This window comes from Sorangium sp. So ce1335, assembly GCF_051521615.1.
In the GTDB taxonomy this organism is placed as follows: Bacteria; Myxococcota_A; Polyangia; order Polyangiales; family Polyangiaceae; genus Sorangium.
Map to the genome: position 1 here is coordinate 11,827,518 of NZ_CP150363.1, position 16,712 is coordinate 11,844,229.

Sequence of the window (16,712 nt, forward strand, 5' to 3'; positions counted from 1 at the left end):
AACCGATTTATTCAAGGGGGCGCGTCGCCTGTCGCGCGTTCGTGTGCCCGTGTGTCCGCGCGAGCGTGGCGGGGGCTGTCGGCCCCGAGTTCCGGCGGGGTGGCCGCCTGTCATGACCCACACGCCAGAGAAGAGGTCAGGGATGCATTCGAAGAGGATGGGACTACGTTGGTTCGGCTTTCCTTCGTTCGCCGCCCTGCTCGCGGCGTGTTCCGGCGGGGACCTCAGCTCACCGGAAGGCAATGACGGCGGTGGCTCCGGTGACACCACCTCCGTGGTGACGGGCAGCGGCGGCGCAGCCCCAACGCCGGCGGCAGGAGCCACGAGCAGCGGCGCCACGAGCAGCGGCGCCACGAGCAGCAGCGCCACGAGCGGATCCGGTGGAGGCGCCACGACCGGGAGCACCGGCGCGGGCGGAATCGATCCGGACACGATCACCGCCCCGGAAGGCAAGATCCCGAACATGCCCATGCCGGCGAACAAGATCAATTTGCCGCGCAACAACTGGCGAGACGGCCTGGTGTCGCCGACGCTCGAGGCGGGCCATCACCAGAACCAGCCGATCGTCATCAACGGCTACGTTCAAGGTGCCGGCAACGCCGAGATCGTCTTCTACGACATCGCCGATCCGGCCAATCCGAGGCTGCTCTCGCGCATGGTGAGCCCCGGCTTCGATCCCCGGGGAGGGCCCAAGGGCGTCGGCGAGGCGGAGTCGCACCAGACGTCGCTCGGTCGCTACGGCGACACGTTCTACCAGGTCACCACCTCGGGCACCGGCGTCGATATCTGGGACGTCACGGACGCCCGCGCGCCTCGTCACGTGAAGCTCGTCAAGCTCGATGGCATCAACTATGGCGACTTCACCGACTCGGTATGGGGCATGTACTGGCAGGGCAGCGTCATCTACGTCGGCGGCACCAACACGGGCCTGCACATCCTGGACGCCACGGATCCCGAAGACGTGAAGTTCGTAAGGAAGATCCCGATCTCGCAGTTCGGCGGCGTGAGCGCCGGCCCGCTGTGGGCCGTCGGCAATACGCTCGTCATCACGACGCCCAAGGACAACGGCGGGATCGCGACGATGGACATCAGCGATCCGATGAACCCGGTCGCGCTCGACTTCATCACCCCGAGCAAGAGCTACATCTGTGGCCTGTACGGCAAGCACATCTACGTGCAGTCGCCGCTGCGCGTGTGGGACGTGCTGACCGATCCCACCGACATCGGCGCGGCCAACGCGCCCCTCGCCACGTTGCCTGACTCGGCGTTCAGGGCCAAGGGCTACCCCGCCGGGTCCGAGTACATGAGCTTCTCCGACGGCCATCTGTTCCTGGGTCACCTGCGGCCGGACGCCGGCGTCTCCAAGATCGACGTTCGCGACGTCAACCAGATGTCGATCGAGAGCCGCATCTGGGGCCGGCTCGAGTTCGAGAACGGCGACGACCAGTTCTCGATCCCGGTCGGCAGCCTGCTGGTCCTGGCCGACGACGAGCTGCCCTACCGCGGCATGGTCATCGCCGCGCACTCCACGGATCCGGACACCACGCCCCCGGCGGTCGACACCGTGTTGCCAAAGAACGGGGCGACGGGTCTGTCCAGGAAATCGCGCATCGGCCTCAGCCTCACCGACAACGTCGAGATCGCCACGGTTCACCACGGCAGCTTCATCGTGAGGCCGATGGGCGGGCAGCAGCTGAAGGGCAAGTTCGGCCTGTACATGGGCATCGTCAACTTCGACCCCGACGAGGACCTGATGCCGAACACCACCTACGAGGTCATCCTGCCGAAGGACGGCATCAAGGATCTCGTCGGCAACGGCATCGCGGCCGAGTTCAAGTCCACGTTCACGACCGGTCCCTGAGTCATGCGCTCGCTCCCGAAGCTCCTCGGCCTGCTCGGAGGTATCTGCTCGGTGGCGGCCTGGCCGGTGGTGGCGCACGCCATCACGGCCAGCGTCGCCGAGCGCGCGCCCTCGCTCGCCGGCGAGGCCGTCACGTTCGACCTGACGATCGGCGACGCGGTCGGCCCCGTGCAGGTGCGCTGGGACATGGGGGACGAGACACGCACCGAGTTCACGATCGGCGACGTGCAGCAGGTTCACACCTACGCCGCGCCCGGCCACTACCCGGTGCTGGCGACGGTCAAAGACGATGTCGGGTTCACCAGCGTCGCGTTCGTGCACACAGCGCACCGGCCGCTCGTGACGGGCAGCGCGGCGGGCTCGACCGACCTCGTCTACGACCAGCCGAACGCGAAGGTCTACACGGCGAACTACGACAACGACAGCGTGAGCGTGCTCGACGCGGGCGCGCTGACCAGGCTCGCGGAGGTGCCGGTGGCGCGCGGCCCGGTCGGGCTCGCGCTCACGGCGCAAGGCAAGCTGTGGGTGCTGCACCGCGACGCACATTCACTCTCCATCGTCGACACCGCGTCGTTGGCGGTGGAGCGCGAGGTCATGCTGCCGTACGCGTCGCAGCCGATGGGCCTCGCGATAAGCCCGACCGGGGACGCCGCGTACGTGACGTTGATGGCGGTCGGCAAGCTGCTGAAGCTGGACGTGGCGAGCGGCGCCGTCCTCAGCGAGCTCGTGCTCGGCGGTACGCCGCGGGGCGTCTCGGTGTCGCACGACGGCTCGCAGATCTACGTCACGCGCTTCATCTCCGAGGACAGTCACGGCGAGGTGGCGCGCATCGACGCGGCGACCTTCCAGGTGAGCGCGCGCTTCGAGCTCGCGGCGGACACCACGACGGAGGACACGGATCAACAAGGGCGCGGCCTGCCGAACTACCTGTTCTCGGTGGGGCTCTCGCCCGACGGGCTGTTCGCGTGGGTGCCGGGCAAGAAGGACAACATCTTTCGCGGTCCATTCCGGGATCAGCTCGCGCTCACCGACGACAACACGGTGCGGCCGCTCGTGGCGCTGTTGAACGTCGCGGAGGGCGTCGAAGACGTCGCACGGCGCATCGACCTGGACGATCGCAACCTGCCCAACCAGGTCGTGTTCACGCCGCTCGGCGACTATGCGTTCGTCAGCGTCGCCGGCTCGGCCCTGGTGGAGGTCCGCGACACCTACACGGGCGAATTCGTGACCGCGCTCAAGGAGACGGGCTTCGCTCCGCGCGGCCTGGCGCTGACCGAGACCGACAGGCTGTTCGTGCACGCGTCGCTCAGCCGTACGGTGGCGGTCTACGACGTCGCCGACATCGTCAGCTCGCACGACCTCATCACCAAGAAGCTGGCCGACATTCCGACCGTCGCCGTGGAGAAGCTCGATGCGCAGGTCCTGCGCGGCAAGCAGCTGTTCGTCAACTCGGCCGACATCCGCATGAGCGACCAGGGCTACATCAGCTGCGCGTCGTGTCACTTCGACGGCGCGGAGGACGGGCGAGTCTGGGATTTCGGCAGCGTGGGGGAGGGGCTTCGCAACACCGTCTCGCTGCTCGGACGGCGCGGCACGGGCCACGGCAACGTCAACTGGAGCGGCAGCTTCGACGAGATCCAGGACTCCGACGACAACATCCGCGACCTGTTCGGCGGCAAGGGCTTCCTCAGCGCCGAGCAGCTCGCCGTGGGAACCGTCGCCACGCCGCGCGGCGACAAGAAGGCTGGCCTGAGCCCCGAGCTCGACGCGCTGGCGGCGTTCCTCGGTTCGCTCGACACGCACCGCCCGAGCCCCTTTCGCAACGCCGATGGCTCGCTCACCCAGGACGGCGTCGCGGGTCGCGCCATCTTCAAGCGCCTGGGTTGCGGCTTCTGCCACACGGGTGCCGACGGGACCGACAGCGCGGGTGGCAAGCTGCACGACGTCGGCACCGTGAAGGCGTCGTCTGGTATGCGCGCTGGTGAGCCGCTGTTCGGCATCGACACGCCGACCTTGAACGGCGTCTGGGAGACGGCGCCCTACCTGCACGACGGCTCCGCGCCGACGCTGCGCGATGTCCTCGTCACGGCCAACCCCGAAGATCGTCACGCCTTCACCAGCGCGCTCAGCGAAGCCGAGCTCGGGCAGCTCATCGCCTACGTGCAGCAGCTGGACGGCACCGTCGACCTGGAGCCGAGCGAGGGTGACGGCGCGGGTGATGAGGAGACGAGCGAGGAGAACCTTTTTGGCTGCAGCGCGGCGGGCGGGCGCGGCGACCGCCACGCGCCGCTCCTGGCGTTCGCGCTCGTGGCGGGGTTGATGACGTTCGGCACCCGCCGAGGGAGGCCCGCGTGAGGCGCCCGCAGAGCCTGTGCCTGGTTTTGCTGCTGCTGGCGGCGTGCGTCGGCGAGATCGGCGGGGGCGCTGCCGCGGACGAGGCGACGACCGACTGGGACACGCTGCCGTCCGTGAGTGCTCCCGACCCGGAGCTGTCGGCCCTACCCAGGCGCGAGGCGCAGCACCGCGCGCTGTGCGCGACGCCGCGCGGCGACAGCTTCTGGCAGGCGGTGTGCGCCACGCCCCGGCCGAACATCGCCGACTTCGCCAGCTTGCTCAGCGTCGCGAAGCTCGACGAAGATCGCGCCTTCGCGCTCACCGGCAACTCCACCTCGCTCGTGAAGGGCGCCGTCTCTGCAGTCAATCCGCGCCTCATCGTCTTTCCGCGCGTGACCGAGTTGCGCGAGCGGCCGGCTGAAATGACCGCGCTCGGCTTCGTTCGCGGCGAGCCCTTCGTCGAGATCGTGAGCCGCGACCTCTCGACCGGTGATTACAATTTCTACCTGTTCACGTTCGAGCGGCAGTGTGATTACGACGGCAGCTGCGACCTGGCGAGCCTGCTCACCGAAGAGATAGAGCACGGCTGGACCGCGTTCAGCATTTACAGCGAGGAAGACGTCGAGAACACGTCGTTCGACTGTCGCTCGTGCCACCAGCCCGACGGCTATGGCACGAAGAAGATCTTGCGCATGCAGGAGCTGGAGTTCCCCTGGATGCACTGGTTCCCGCAGCGCTTCGTGCAGCGGACGGAGTCCGACCGGGTGCTCACGGCGCAGTTCCTGGAAGCCCACGCAGAGGACGCGCAGTACGGCGGCATCCCCATCGCGACCATCCAGAATGCCATCGACGAGGGCAGCGGCGCGCAGCTCGAGGCACTGCTCGTCGCCGAAGGTCAGGCGGCGCAGCCGAACGCGTTCGACCCGCGCATCGAGGCCGAGGCCAAGGCCGGCGCGTCGAGCTCGATCTGGGAGGAGCAGTTCGCCTTGTCGCAGGCGGGGGATTCGATCTCGGTGCCTTACCCGCTCGTGGACGTGACGGATCCCGCGCTCCGCGCGGAGCGGGTCCGGTCCTACCTCGACGTGGTGACGGGCGCGGCCCCGCGACAATCCCTGCTCGATTTGCGCGACCTCTTCTCCGCGGACGCCAAGGTGAAGCTCGGCCTGGTGCCGCCGCCGGGGGCGAGCGGGCGCGCCGTGCTCACGCAGCTCTGCTCGCGCTGTCACGACGGCCGCGGGAACCCGGCGCTGAGCCGCGCCAGGTTCAACGTGAAGAACCTGGACGGCATGTCGCGAGAGACGAAGGACAGGGCCATCCTTCGCTTGCAGGAGCCAGCGACCTCGCCGCTGCGCATGCCGCCGTGGCGCGCCGCCGACGAGCTGCCCCCCGCGGAGCTCGCCGCGGCCATCGAGGAGCTGGCCAGGTAGCGCCCTCCGCGCGACCGCCGCAGCGGCGCCTCTTCGAGGTCCTCCGTTTCGAGGCGGAGCGGCTCGAGGCGGCTCCGCGCCGCGCCGGGGCGCGGAGCCGCCGCCAGCGTCACGGCACGCGGTAGCCGTGGCGCAGGACGGGGAAGAAGCCGAGGTAGAGGTCCGAGCTCCCCGACACCGCCCCGATGGCAGGCCACTGGAGGTCGATCCGCATGCCGCCGAGCTCGGCGACCTGGCCGCGCAGGAGGTGGCGATAGAAGTGCACGAAATTCACCTCGCCGTTGGAGCCGTCGTAATAGCCGTGCTGATGGCCGCCGTGCAGGCCGTCGATGCCGTTGTAGAGGTGCAGCGCGTTTTCGTTGTAATGCTCGTAGTTGTGCATCACCTCGTGAAGGAGCTCGGCGTTCAGGAGGTCCGGCTTCCCTGCGGTGTAGCTGGTCGAGAACCCGACGTTGGTGCCGTCGAACGCCCACACGATGTTGCACACGTCATCGACCGACGAGCCGTCGGCCCGGTGCTGCGAGAAGAAATACACGATCATGTCGTACTGGCTGGCCAGGTGCGCGGTCCCGGCCTCCGCCAGGAAGCGCGTGGTGTCCCACCCGTCGTGGTTCTGCTCGTAGATCGGCACGTCCTCGATGGTGGGCAGGACCTCGAGCTCCCAGGTCGCGAGCCCGTAGGACAGCGGCCGGAACCACAGATCGTTGGTCGCCTCGGCCTGCGCCACGAGGTCATCGACGTCCTCATCGAAGAGCACGCCCGTGTTCGACGCGTCCGGCCCGCCCAGCGAGGAGACGTAGTTGATGCTGTTCCGGATGGGCAGGATCGCGATGCGCGTCACCTCCTGGATCCCGAGCGGCGCGCTCGCCGTGGCGTTGACGTTCACGGGCGAGGAGCCGACGGTCACGTCCTGCTCGTAGAACGAGCCGGTGTAGTCGGCCGGCGGCAGCTCGCTGCCAACCCCGACGCCGATCGTGTAATCGCCCGGCGGGAGCGAGAGGGTGGTGGGCGTTGTCCGACCGGTGAAGACGTCGTTCACGTACACCTTGCCGGGCGTCGCGCCTTGAGCCGTCACGGTGACGGGCTGGAGCGCGGGCCGGTTCGGGGTGCTCACGGAGAACGTCCGATCCCACACGATCCCCTGCCACACGTCCGACCCGTTGCACAGCGTCGCCGGGCACGACTCGCTCACGACGAGCGCGTCGTCCACCCAGAGCTCGACGCCGGCGCTCGCCGGGCCTCCGGTGTTGAGCAGCTGAACGCGTAGATCGTTGGCGCCGCTCCCGAACCAGTCGCTCACGTCGATGCGCTGGTCAATGTCCGACTCGCCGAAGTGGAACATCCTCCGCTGGATGCCGCCGACCGAGACGGCGATCCGGTCGTCGGCGCCCGACACGCGCAGCTCCACCTTCGAGGGACCGCCAGACGTGCCGCCCACGAAGCGCAGGTTGTCGATCAGGTAGTCGACGGTCGTGTGCGGGACGTTCAGGGCGATCTTGAACGTCAGATCGCTGTAGGTCTGTTGCAGGGCGGTGACGACGCTCGCCGGCACGCTGAACGAGAGCGGCGCGTACGTGCCCGCGGCGAGCCCGGCGAGGCTCACCTGGCCCAGGTAGACGCTGTGGACGCCGCGGGACGGGATATCGACATAGAGCTGCGCGGCGCCGAAGGCGGGCGAGACCGGCGGCTTCAGGTCGAAGGCGAGGGTCGATGTCACGCCCGACACGGTCGAGAGCGGCGCGGACCGGAGCTCCGCGAAGCTGAAGCTCCGCAGCGCGAGCGCGGAGGCGCCCTGCGAGCTGCTGGCGCTCGCGCTCTTCGTGGCGCCGGTCACCGTCCAGTCGGCGGGGCTCTCGAACCCGAGCACCGACGCCGGCGTCGCGAGGGCCTGCCCCACCTGATCGATAAGCTGCTCGTCCGCGTCGGGCGCCTGCGCGCAGGCGCCGAGCGCGAGGGCGCACGAGGTCGTTATCATGAAGCTCACACGTCGCATGAAATGATCTCCTTCGTGGGATTGACGGACCGCGGCTCGCCTCCGCCATCTCTGGAGACGGCGAGCCGGACAGCCCCTCGCTGCGTCGCGGCGCAAGCCGCGTGGCAGCGATCGTTCCTCCGACGCGCCACGTGGACCGGAGCGGCCGCGGGCGGCCGCGTGGGGGCCGCCCGCGGCCTGCGATGGCCCGTGGCGCGTCGTTCGATGGTGCTACGCGTCGCGTCCGGGTCGGTTTCGCGACCTTCTCACGCGGCTGCTCCTGCCCGGCCCGGCGCCCGCCGCGCCCACCGCCGCCGCCGCCGTCTCCGCCGCCGCGGAGCGTGTCGTCCCCTTGCCCGTGCGGCGTCGTGCGCCCCGCGGCCGTCCCGAGCTCCGTGGCGCGGGCGCTCGTCACCGGGGTGGTCGAGCTGGCGGGTCGCCGCGGCCGGCGGATCGGCGTTGACATCCACAAAGTGAACGTTCACACTGAGACCTCATCCTTACGCTTTCCCCTGAGTGGCCGTCATGAGCACCGGGACCTCCGTCATCGGGATCGGGATCGATCTCTTCACCGGCTCCCATGGTTCGGTCGTCGCGGACACATGCGATGGCGCGTTCGCGGTCGCCGCGCACAGGCCTCCACGACAGGGCCACTGTGCATTTCTCGCGTGGCCGCTCAGCGTCGAGCAGATCGCGTCGCTTCACGCCGGGAGGGGCCTTGTGCAGCCCTGCCGATGCGCGGCGCCTGGTCCATCTCGCTCCAGCGCTTCGAGCGCGCTCGCCCGCCGAGCGCGGCCGGCGCGGCCCGCTGGTCGTAGGCGATCTTCGGCGAGATTCGCGCGCCTGGCGCGCCGGGCGGTCGCGCCCGTCGAGGCCTCGGCCCCGCTGTCGGCGTCGAGCCATCCTCGTCACTCTGCATCTGATAATATCGCACCTTCTTGATGGCCAGGCCCGGTTGCGATGCGCAATCGGCTTGACGTAACTGCCAGTCACGAACAATAGATAGGCCAAGAAAGGCGATCGCCATGAACAACATCATCCGGCTCAGCATGTGCTCCGCCCTTGGGCTTCTACTGACCAACTGCGTCATGGATGGCGCAGAAGTGGGCACGACCGAGACCGATCTGGACACGGATCAAAGCGCTCTCACGGTAACCACGAATCAAACCGGGACGGACGGCCGGTGGTACACTTTCTGGAAAGATGGCGGTTCCGTCAGCATGAATTTGAACGGCGGCGGGAACTACGCCGTCAACTGGGCGAACGGCAACTATAATTTTGTTGGCGGCAAGGGCTGGAGCACTGGGTCGTCGAACAGGAACATTGGCTACAATGCCGGCGTCTGGTCGACGGGCAGCAGCAATGCATACCTGACCCTCTACGGGTGGACGACAAACCCGCTCGTGGAATACTACGTCGTTGACAGCTGGGGCAGCTGGAGACCGCCGGGAGGAGCGTCGGCGGGCACAGTCACCACGGACGGGGGCACCTACGACCTGTACAGGATGCAGCGAGTCAACGCGCCCTCCATCATTGGCACTGCGACGTTCTATCAGTACTGGAGCGTCCGAAGGACGAAGAGGCCCACCGGGACCAACAGCACCATCACGTTCTCCAATCACGTGAATGCCTGGGCGTCAAAGGGGTGGAACCTTGGCGCGCACAATTACCAGGTGATGGCAACAGAGGTGTTCAACCCCTCGAGCAGCGGCAGCTCCAACCTGACGGTGTGGTAGATCAGCGTACGGGGCCATCGACGACGGCGCCATCGCCGTCCGGCTACCCGAGCACGCGAAGAAGGAGCACCGAGGACGAACAGGATCCGGAGATCGATGCACGTGGCCAATGTCGTGGAGGCTCGGCCAGCGCGAGCGACGGCGCGTCAGCGCGACAGGTCGAGCTCGAAGAGCGGGAGCATCCGGCCAGGGATGCTGGCAGAGGCCTTCTCGCCCACGCGCCGCGCGCCGCAGGCCTCGTAGAACCGCCCGGCGTTCGGATCGCCCTGGATCACGAGGACGCGGTACCCGCGTCGCCGCGCTTCGTCGCGCGCGTGCGCCAGGAGCGCGCGGCCATGACCGCGCCCGATCTCCTCCGGCTCGACGAAGAGGTGGCCGAGCTCCACCCGGGTCGGGCTCAGGGCCTCGAGCGTGTAGAACCCGAGCGCCTCGTTTCCGCGCACCAGGACGAAGGTCGGGTGCCGCGCCACGTACGCCGGCGAGATCGAGAGCTCCGCGCGGCACGCCTCCATGAAATCGCGCGTGTAGCCCCAGTGCGCCTTGGAACGGAGGGCGAGCGCGCCGAGGAGCTCAGCCTCCTCGGCGCGAGCGGCCCGGATCACGGGGACCTCAGGCAGGCGAGCCGGCCGGGCGCGCCGGGGACGGCGGCGCGCCGGTCTCCGCCGGGCGGTGTCTGCTGGCGCAAGGGCATGGCCCCGGCATTCTAGTGCCGCGCCTCGGTCTTGACGATCCGTTTTGCCCGGCTCGTGCGTCTCGGCGGGCGTGAGCGACGAACGAAAGCAGCCGAGGGCCAGGTTCAGGGGGCTCCAGCTCAGCATTCGCCCCGCGCCGCACCCGCTCAGCCGTCCGGCGTCTGGGCCTTGAGCAGGTACAGCCGCGTGAGCGTCCCGCGGACGAGCGCGCTGCCCTCGAGCTCCTGGGCCGCGCGGATCTCCGCGTTGACGTCGTTCAGCGTCGTCAGCAGCCGATCGGAGCGCCCCGTCGCGAGCGACACGACCGCCGGCAGGATGTTGTCCGCCGGGAGGTCGTCGGACTGGCTCATGTGAGCATAGATGTTGCGCACGCTGTTCATGAAGCCCGCGTCCCCGCCGGCGCCGGTGAGCAGCGACTCGCCGCCGTAGAGGAGCGAGCGCAGCGCGTCGTTCTGCTCGAGCGAGAGCGGGAACCCGAGGGCAACGTACGATTCCCAGAGCGCCTTCGAGCCGCTGAGCTGGCTGCCGGCGACCTGGATCGGATCGCCGAGCTGCCCGAGCCTCGCCGCCACCTGGCCGTAGAACGCGCGCTGCAGGTCCTCCAGCTTGCCCTGCACCGCGGTGCGCGCCTGGTTGAGGAGCGTCGAGGTGGCCAGGAGGCGGCGCGTGGACAGCGTCCGCTGGTTCCACGCCTCCTCGGTCAGCGAGCTCTCGGGCGGCCAGAAGGTGTCGGGATCGAACGACGTCTCGGAGCTCCGGACGAGCCGTTGCCGCCGCGTGTTCGTCGTGAACCAGACGTCGTGGACCGCCGTCGCGCCGTAGCTCACCCGGACCGCGAAATCGAGCCGGAAGGTCCAGAACCACCCCCAGGGGGCCTCCGTCGCCCTCTCCCAGGCCCACGTCGCGTGGATGCACGGCTTCAGGTCGGAGAGCCCGCCCAGGTTGTCCGCGATCATGAGCGGCGCGAGCGGCGCGTAGTCGGCGGCGAAGGGGCCGAGATCGAGATCGAACGACGTCCGGCCGCCGTTGAAGGCCTTGTTCCGGCACGACGGGAGCGGCTTGTTCCCCGTGATGTCGTGTGTGGTCGGGACCTGGTCGGCGCCGCTCCACAGGTCGATGCCGTGGAGCTTGCGGGCCGGGGCGCTCTCGAACGTCGTCTCGAGCTGCGCGATGGCGTCGCGCAGCGCGGTCACCTTGCCGCGGTAGTGCTCCGACAGCTGTCGCATCAGCGCCGGTGAGGCGATCCGGTCGAGGCCCGCCGCCACGTCCTCCCCCGCGTCGATGACGCGCTCCAGCCGGTCCGGGGCGATCTCGCCCGCGTGCACGGGCCACTCCTCGCCGAGCTGCGCGTAGCTCTCCGCCGCCGTCATCCAGGTGAGCGGGTTCGCCAGCCGCTCCGACGAGAGCCGCGAGAGGCCGAACCGGACGGCCGACAGCTCGCTCAGGTAATTGATGTTCGTCGCGAGCGGGTAGTTCCCGAGCTCTGTCGCGATCTGCGCGTCGTCGAAGCTCCGGTTCGCCGGGCCCGCCTGGATGGCGTCCTTCGAGGTGAAATAGCTCCAGGTGTAGAAGCGATTCTCGCCGTCGAGGTAGGTCGGGCTGTACGCCATATCGAGCCCCGTGCGCTGCTTGTAATCGAGGAAGCCGGCGATCCCCTCGACCAGCGGCTGCCGCTCCGCCGCGTCGAGGAACGCATACAGGTTGCGATCCAGCCGGTTGAGGTCGGCCTGCACCGTGTACAGGGCGAGCTGCACCTCCTCGAGATCCACCTCGAGCTCGCCGAGCTCGAAGTTGATGTGCTCGAACTGCTCCATCACCGCGTCGTAGATGTCGTTGAGCCTCCGATCGAGGCGGTCGAAGCGCGCGTGCATCTCGGTGCGGACATCGCCGATGAGCTCGCGGATGTCGCGCAGGTTCTCGAGGATCTTCTGGTTGATCGACGGCCTGTCGTCCCGGTTGAACAGCGAGGCGATCTGGAGGACAGCGCCGATCAGGTCGCCGGTGAACACGGCGGCGCCGATGACCTTGAACCCGGTCTCGCCCAGCTTCAGCAGGCCGGCGAGCTTCGACGCCGTCTCGATCGCGCCCTTCGATTGCTTGGAGAAGGTGTCGAGGAGGATCGAGGTCGTCTTGCTCAGGATCTCGATGTCCTTTGCGAAGTCGGGGTCGTTGGAGATCGACGCCAGCTTCGCGGCCATCCGCAGGGCGCCGGTGGCGCCGGATTTGACGTCGTCGAGCTTGTCGGCGAGCTCCTTCTGCTTCTTCGTCGCGTCCTCGATGGCCTTCTTCAGCTTGGCCTCCGCGTCGCTCGCGGCGAGCGCGGACGGGCCGGCGCCGGCCTGGCCCACCGGCGGCCTCGCGCTCAGGTACTGCCGCTCGGCGGCGTCGAGGGCGAAGAGGTTGTCCGCGTAGGCCCTCGTCTGCGCGAGCGCCGCGCCGCCCGCCGCCTCGATCAGCGTCTCGACGGCGCCCTGGCTGGCGAACAGGCTCCCGTCCGCCTGGGCGTTGGCGAGCACGAAGCTCCGCAGCGGCTCGACGGGGTGGACGCGGAGGATGTGGCTCGCCGGGTCGCTCGTGCTCACGGCGAGGCGCTCCTGGAGGACGCTGCCGTCGACGGCGGTGGCCAGGGCGCCGCTGTCCCGCGCCGCGGCGTGGAGGCGCTCCCAGGACGCCTCGCGGAACCGCTGGGCCGCGCCGTGCTGGTCGTGGAGCGAGTCGAGGGGAGAGACCTTGCGGATCTCGTCGAGATCGCTGCGCAGGGCGGACAGGTAGCTCCGCGCGGCGTCGCGCAGCGCGTCCGCGGGCGCGCCGCTGCCGAGCGCGGGCACCAGGCGCGCGAGCGTCCGGGTGATGAAGCGCATCTCCTGGCCGCTCAGGTCGTGCAGCGCGTTCGGCTGGCTCGCCTCGATGCGTGTCCACATCTCGGCGATGGCGCCCTGGTACTCCGCCGCCGTCATTCCCGGGTGGCGCGCCGCGAGCCGGCTCGTGGCGTCGGCGAGGAGGTCGAGCCCTGGATCGTTGACCTTCGCGGCCGCGGCCGCGTACGCGACCCGATCGAGCTCCGCCGCGGGGAGGACCGCGGCGGTCGTCACGAGGGCCGACCGCGCGCGGCCCGTGCCGCCGCGGGCATCGGCGCCGGCCGCCCGCGAGGCGGCGGCGTCGCCTGCCTCGGCGGTGTCGAGATCGTCGGCGTCGTGCGGCGGGGCGCACGACACGCCGGCCGCGACGAGGAGCGCCGCGAGGGCCGTGAAGCGGCGCGCCGGCGGGCGGCGGGAGGGGAACAGGGGGACGGGGATAGGGGAGATACTGTCGATTCGAGGGCTCATGTCGATTCACCTCTTCCGGCGCTCGGGCCGGAGAGAAACGGGGGTGGTCTCGACCCGCGACAGCGGGCCTCTGCATGCCGATCGATGGATCTCGGCGTGAGAGCGCAGCCTCCGTGCGTCCTCGACGCCGGTCTCCGTCGCGGCGCGTCCGGCGCGCGCTGCCCGAACGTGGGAATTGGCGAGGCGCGCGGGGCGTCGGGAGCACCGTGCGCAGCGAGCTCCGGTGGCTGCGCGTCGCGCATTGCACGGCCCGTTCCAGCGCGCTCCGGGGGCGTTCCGGGGCGTTGTCCCTCCGGCGCTTGCACCGTCCAGGCGCGCGAAATGCCGCATACCGCGGCGCCGGCGGCCTCTCTTCGCGGCGAGGGGGGCGAGAGGCGGCTGCGCAGCGCCGCGCATCTTGAGCAAGCGCTTGCTCAAACAGCGCAGCGGCATCGCCGCGCGCGGCGATCCGTCCCGGCGCGCCTCGTGCGCTGGCCATGTCGCTACGGGCCACGGGAGGCGCCGCTCGCTGGAGCAGCGCCGGGGCGAGCAGAGGCCGGGAGCAGGCGCGCGTCGGCCGTCCCTGCGCGTCGCGCCCGGGCTCGGCGCTACCGTCTTCGTGCGGTGGTGTGATACGTCGCTCGCACCGGCGAGATATCGAAGGGACGCGACCTCATGAGAATGACGACCTTGTCACGGCCGGCGCTCGGAATTCCGGCGCTGCTTGTTTCGATGTGCGTTGCCGCCTCGTGCGGCGACGGGCTCACGGGCAGGGAGGCGGCGGCGCCTCGGCCGCAGGCCGCGTCCTCGTCCCCTTCGATCGAGGAAGCGGCGCCGGCCGGCGCCTCTGCGGCGAGCGCGCCGTCCTACGGCAGCGCGCCGGTCCTTGCAGGGCAGGACGGCTTTCTCACGGTCGCGGCCGAGATGTACCCCTCATGGGAGCGGAAGTTCAATCCGCTGCTGGCGCCAGCCCTCGCTCGCTGGCCCACGACGGCGGGCATCTATGAGCCGCTGATCGTCTACAACAGGATGCGGGACGACTACGCGCCGTGGCTGTCGACAGGCTACACGTGGAGCGACGGGAACCGACGGCTCACGTTCACGCTCCGCCGCGGGGTGAGCTGGTCCGACGGCCGGCCCTTCACCGCGAGGGACGTGGCGTTCACCTTCGACCTGCTCAGGCAGCACCGCGTGCTCGACCTGCACGACGTCTGGATGTTCGTCGCCTCGGTCCATGCGCTGGACGATGTCACGGTAGAATTCGTGCTCCAGCGTCCTTTCGTCCCCGGGCTCGCCGGCATCGGGCACCAGCCGATCGTGCCCGAGCACATCTGGAAGCACGTCGACGACCCGTTGACGTTCGACAACGAGCACCCGGTGGCGACAGGGCCCTTCACCGAGGTGAAGGTCTTCACCGACAAAGTCTACGAGCTCGGCCGGAATCCGAGGTACTGGCAACCCGGCAAGCCGGCGGTCGCAGGGCTCCGGTTCCCGGCGTACCCGGACATCGGCGCGGCGAACTCGGCGCTCCTGCGGGGAGAGGTGGACTGGGCTGGCAATTTCGTCCCGGATATCAAGAGGACGTTCGTGGACAAGGACCCGGCGCATCCCCGTTACTGGTTCCCGCTCGTCCAGGGAGCGGTGATGCTCTATCCGAACGTCACGCGGAAGCCCCTGGACGACGTGCGTGTGCGCAAGGCGCTGAGCATGGCGCTCGACCGCGACCAGATGGCCGAGCTGGCGATGAGCGGCCACAGCCGCGCGGTGGACGCGACCGGGCTGAGCGACGCCCACGCTCGATGGCGCAATCCACAGGCCGTCGCGGCCGGCGACTGGGTGAAGCTCGATCTGGCCAGGGCGAGCGCGCTGCTCGACAAGGCGGGTTATGTAGCGGGGAAGGACGGGCGCCGCGCGAAGGGCGGCGCGCCGTTGCGCCTCGACCTCCACGTGGTCGACGGCTGGGGCGACTGGATCTACGCCGGCAAGCTGGTGGTACAGCAGATGGGGCGGCTGGGCGTGGACGTGACGCTCCAGGTCATGGCGTTCCAGGACTACTTCGACGCGCTCCAGCGGGGCAATTTCGATCTATCGATGAGCTGGTCGGATACGAGCCCCGACCTCTACCATCTGTACCGTCATCTCATGGGCTCCGAGGGGGTCGAGCCCGTCGGCGAGCTGGCGCAGGTGAACTGGCACCGTTATGGCAGCAAAGCGGCCGACAGGCTCCTCCGCGCGCTCGCATCGACGTCGGATCCGGCCCAGCGGAAGCGCATCGCGAACGATCTCCAGATGCTCTTCGTGCAGACCGCGCCGGCGATCCCGCTCTTCCTCAGCCCGTCGTACGGCGAGTCGAACACCCGCCGCTTCATCGGCTTTCCAGGCCCGGAGAACCCCTACGCCGACCTGTCGCCCAGCAGCCCGCCGGATTACCTGCTCGTGCTCACCGAGCTCAGGCCGAGGCCGGCCCCGTAGGCGTGCGCGTTCGTCCGGCGTGCAGCCCGTACGCGCCTGTGCGGCGTCCTTGACAGGGCGGGGTGGCCGTCGATTACGCTATCCCTTCACGATGCGATGCGTGGGCGCGGAACGACGTGGTGGGTCCGAGCTCGACGCAGCGCTCCCCTCGCGTGCTGCTGCCGGCGCGGAGGCCCTTGCGCGGGCTCTCGTTGTCCCGCCACGACCAACAGACCTGGACAGGCCGAGCGGTCCTGAAGAGAGATGGAGACGCCGACGATGAAGCCTACACCGAGAACATACGCCGGCCGGCTGTGCACTGGAGCATGCCTCGCGCTGCTGGCGGTGACCGTGGGGTGTGGAGGGGCCGTGATCGGAGAGGACGAACCCGGCTCGACCGTTGGAGAGGGAGAGGACGAACCCGGCTCGACCGTTGGAGAGGGAGAGGACGAACCCGGCTCGACCATCGGGGAGGGAGAGGACGAACCCGGGACGACATCGCCCTCCGATACTGCCGCGTGGCCAAGGACTGTCACGCTGGCGGTGCAGGGCATCGGCGAGATCGGCGAACACGTGCGCCTTTCGGATGGGGCCGTGTCCGATGCTGGAGACCTCGGTGTCCAGAGCTCGAGGGTGATCGCGCTTCGGTCTCCTGCGGACGGCTCAATCTGCGAGGTGGGGACGTCCTTTGCCAGCCTGGCGGACATCCCGAGCGACGTGGCTGCTTGCTCCGAGTGGGCTCCTGTCGCCTACCTGAGCGCGACATCGATCCATGTGAGCGACGAGTCGTACCGCATCGGGCTCGGGTTGCTTGTGTGGGATGCCGAGCATGCTGCGCTCTACCGGCTCCGGGTGCTCGGGGATTCGTATGATGTTGCCGCTGGCTCGACGGCCACCTTCGAGTACGAGCCGGTGCGCTGAAGCTCGGCCGATA

The 16,712-nt window shown here is 69.3% G+C and carries 10 protein-coding genes; 6 read left to right on the forward strand and 4 right to left on the reverse strand.

Annotated elements, in window-relative coordinates; translation table 11 throughout:
* Nucleotides 1-157 precede the first annotated feature (157 nt).
* The 3 genes from WMF24_RS44195 to WMF24_RS44205 are packed head-to-tail and all read left to right on the forward strand — an operon-like array spanning nucleotide 158 to nucleotide 5,622.
* Nucleotides 158-1,861, forward strand: coding sequence for an Ig-like domain-containing protein (locus WMF24_RS44195; protein WP_437733499.1), 1,704 nt, complete (start codon nucleotides 158-160; stop codon nucleotides 1,859-1,861).
* Between the two features lie 3 nt (nucleotides 1,862-1,864).
* Nucleotides 1,865-4,216 carry a PKD domain-containing protein gene (locus WMF24_RS44200; RefSeq protein WP_437733500.1) on the forward strand — a complete coding sequence of 784 codons (2,352 nt, stop codon included), beginning with the start codon at nucleotides 1,865-1,867 and terminating at the stop codon, nucleotides 4,214-4,216.
* Entirely contained in the window at nucleotides 4,213-5,622 is a 1,410-nt protein-coding gene (locus tag WMF24_RS44205) for a c-type cytochrome (RefSeq protein WP_437733501.1), read from the forward strand. The genes WMF24_RS44200 and WMF24_RS44205 overlap by 4 nt, the downstream gene beginning before the upstream one ends.
* A gap of 109 nt (nucleotides 5,623-5,731) precedes the next feature.
* Here WMF24_RS44205 and WMF24_RS44210 read toward each other — a convergent pair whose 3' ends face one another.
* Both WMF24_RS44210 and WMF24_RS44215 read right to left on the reverse strand, forming a co-directional pair.
* A complete protein-coding gene (locus WMF24_RS44210) occupies nucleotides 5,732-7,615 on the reverse strand; it encodes a hypothetical protein (RefSeq protein ID WP_437733502.1) in 1,884 nt (627 codons plus the stop codon).
* 655 nt (nucleotides 7,616-8,270) lie between these two features.
* On the reverse strand, nucleotides 8,271-8,621 hold the full coding sequence (locus WMF24_RS44215) for a hypothetical protein (RefSeq protein WP_437733503.1): 351 nt from the start codon (nucleotides 8,619-8,621) through the stop codon (nucleotides 8,271-8,273).
* Here WMF24_RS44215 and WMF24_RS44220 point away from each other — a divergent pair.
* Complete coding sequence (locus WMF24_RS44220) at nucleotides 8,620-9,330, forward strand: glycoside hydrolase family 11 protein (protein ID WP_437733504.1); 711 nt, start codon at nucleotides 8,620-8,622, stop codon at nucleotides 9,328-9,330. The genes WMF24_RS44215 and WMF24_RS44220 overlap by 2 nt on opposite strands.
* Nucleotides 9,331-9,476: 146 nt before the next feature.
* On the opposite strand, the gene WMF24_RS44225 is transcribed toward WMF24_RS44220, so the two are convergent.
* Nucleotides 9,477-9,932 (reverse strand): GNAT family N-acetyltransferase, encoded by a 456-nt coding sequence (locus WMF24_RS44225; RefSeq protein WP_437733505.1) that lies wholly within the window; start codon nucleotides 9,930-9,932, stop codon nucleotides 9,477-9,479.
* A 236-nt stretch (nucleotides 9,933-10,168) separates the two neighbouring features.
* Nucleotides 10,169-13,348, reverse strand: coding sequence for a hypothetical protein (locus tag WMF24_RS44230; RefSeq protein ID WP_437733506.1), 3,180 nt, complete (start codon nucleotides 13,346-13,348; stop codon nucleotides 10,169-10,171).
* A gap of 711 nt (nucleotides 13,349-14,059) precedes the next feature.
* On the opposite strand from WMF24_RS44230, the gene WMF24_RS44235 reads away from it, so the two are divergent.
* On the forward strand, nucleotides 14,060-15,799 hold the full coding sequence (locus tag WMF24_RS44235) for an ABC transporter substrate-binding protein (RefSeq protein WP_437733507.1): 1,740 nt from the start codon (nucleotides 14,060-14,062) through the stop codon (nucleotides 15,797-15,799).
* A 243-nt stretch (nucleotides 15,800-16,042) separates the two neighbouring features.
* A complete protein-coding gene (locus WMF24_RS44240; protein ID WP_437733508.1) occupies nucleotides 16,043-16,699 on the forward strand; it encodes a hypothetical protein in 657 nt (218 codons plus the stop codon).
* Nucleotides 16,700-16,712: the final 13 nt, after the last annotated feature.

Coding starts and splice junctions, on each gene's coding strand:
- WMF24_RS44195 (WP_437733499.1), top strand. CDS start 158: ATGGGACTACGTTGGTTCGGCTTTCCTTCGTTCGCCGCCCTGCTCGCG.
- WMF24_RS44240 (WP_437733508.1), top strand. CDS start 16,043: ATGGAGACGCCGACGATGAAGCCTACACCGAGAACATACGCCGGCCGG.
- WMF24_RS44235 (WP_437733507.1), top strand. CDS start 14,060: ATGTGCGTTGCCGCCTCGTGCGGCGACGGGCTCACGGGCAGGGAGGCG.
- WMF24_RS44230 (WP_437733506.1), bottom strand. CDS start 13,348: ATGAGCCCTCGAATCGACAGTATCTCCCCTATCCCCGTCCCCCTGTTC.
- WMF24_RS44210 (WP_437733502.1), bottom strand. CDS start 7,615: ATGCGACGTGTGAGCTTCATGATAACGACCTCGTGCGCCCTCGCGCTC.
- WMF24_RS44220 (WP_437733504.1), top strand. CDS start 8,620: ATGAACAACATCATCCGGCTCAGCATGTGCTCCGCCCTTGGGCTTCTA.
- WMF24_RS44215 (WP_437733503.1), bottom strand. CDS start 8,621: ATGGCGATCGCCTTTCTTGGCCTATCTATTGTTCGTGACTGGCAGTTA.
- WMF24_RS44200 (WP_437733500.1), top strand. CDS start 1,865: ATGCGCTCGCTCCCGAAGCTCCTCGGCCTGCTCGGAGGTATCTGCTCG.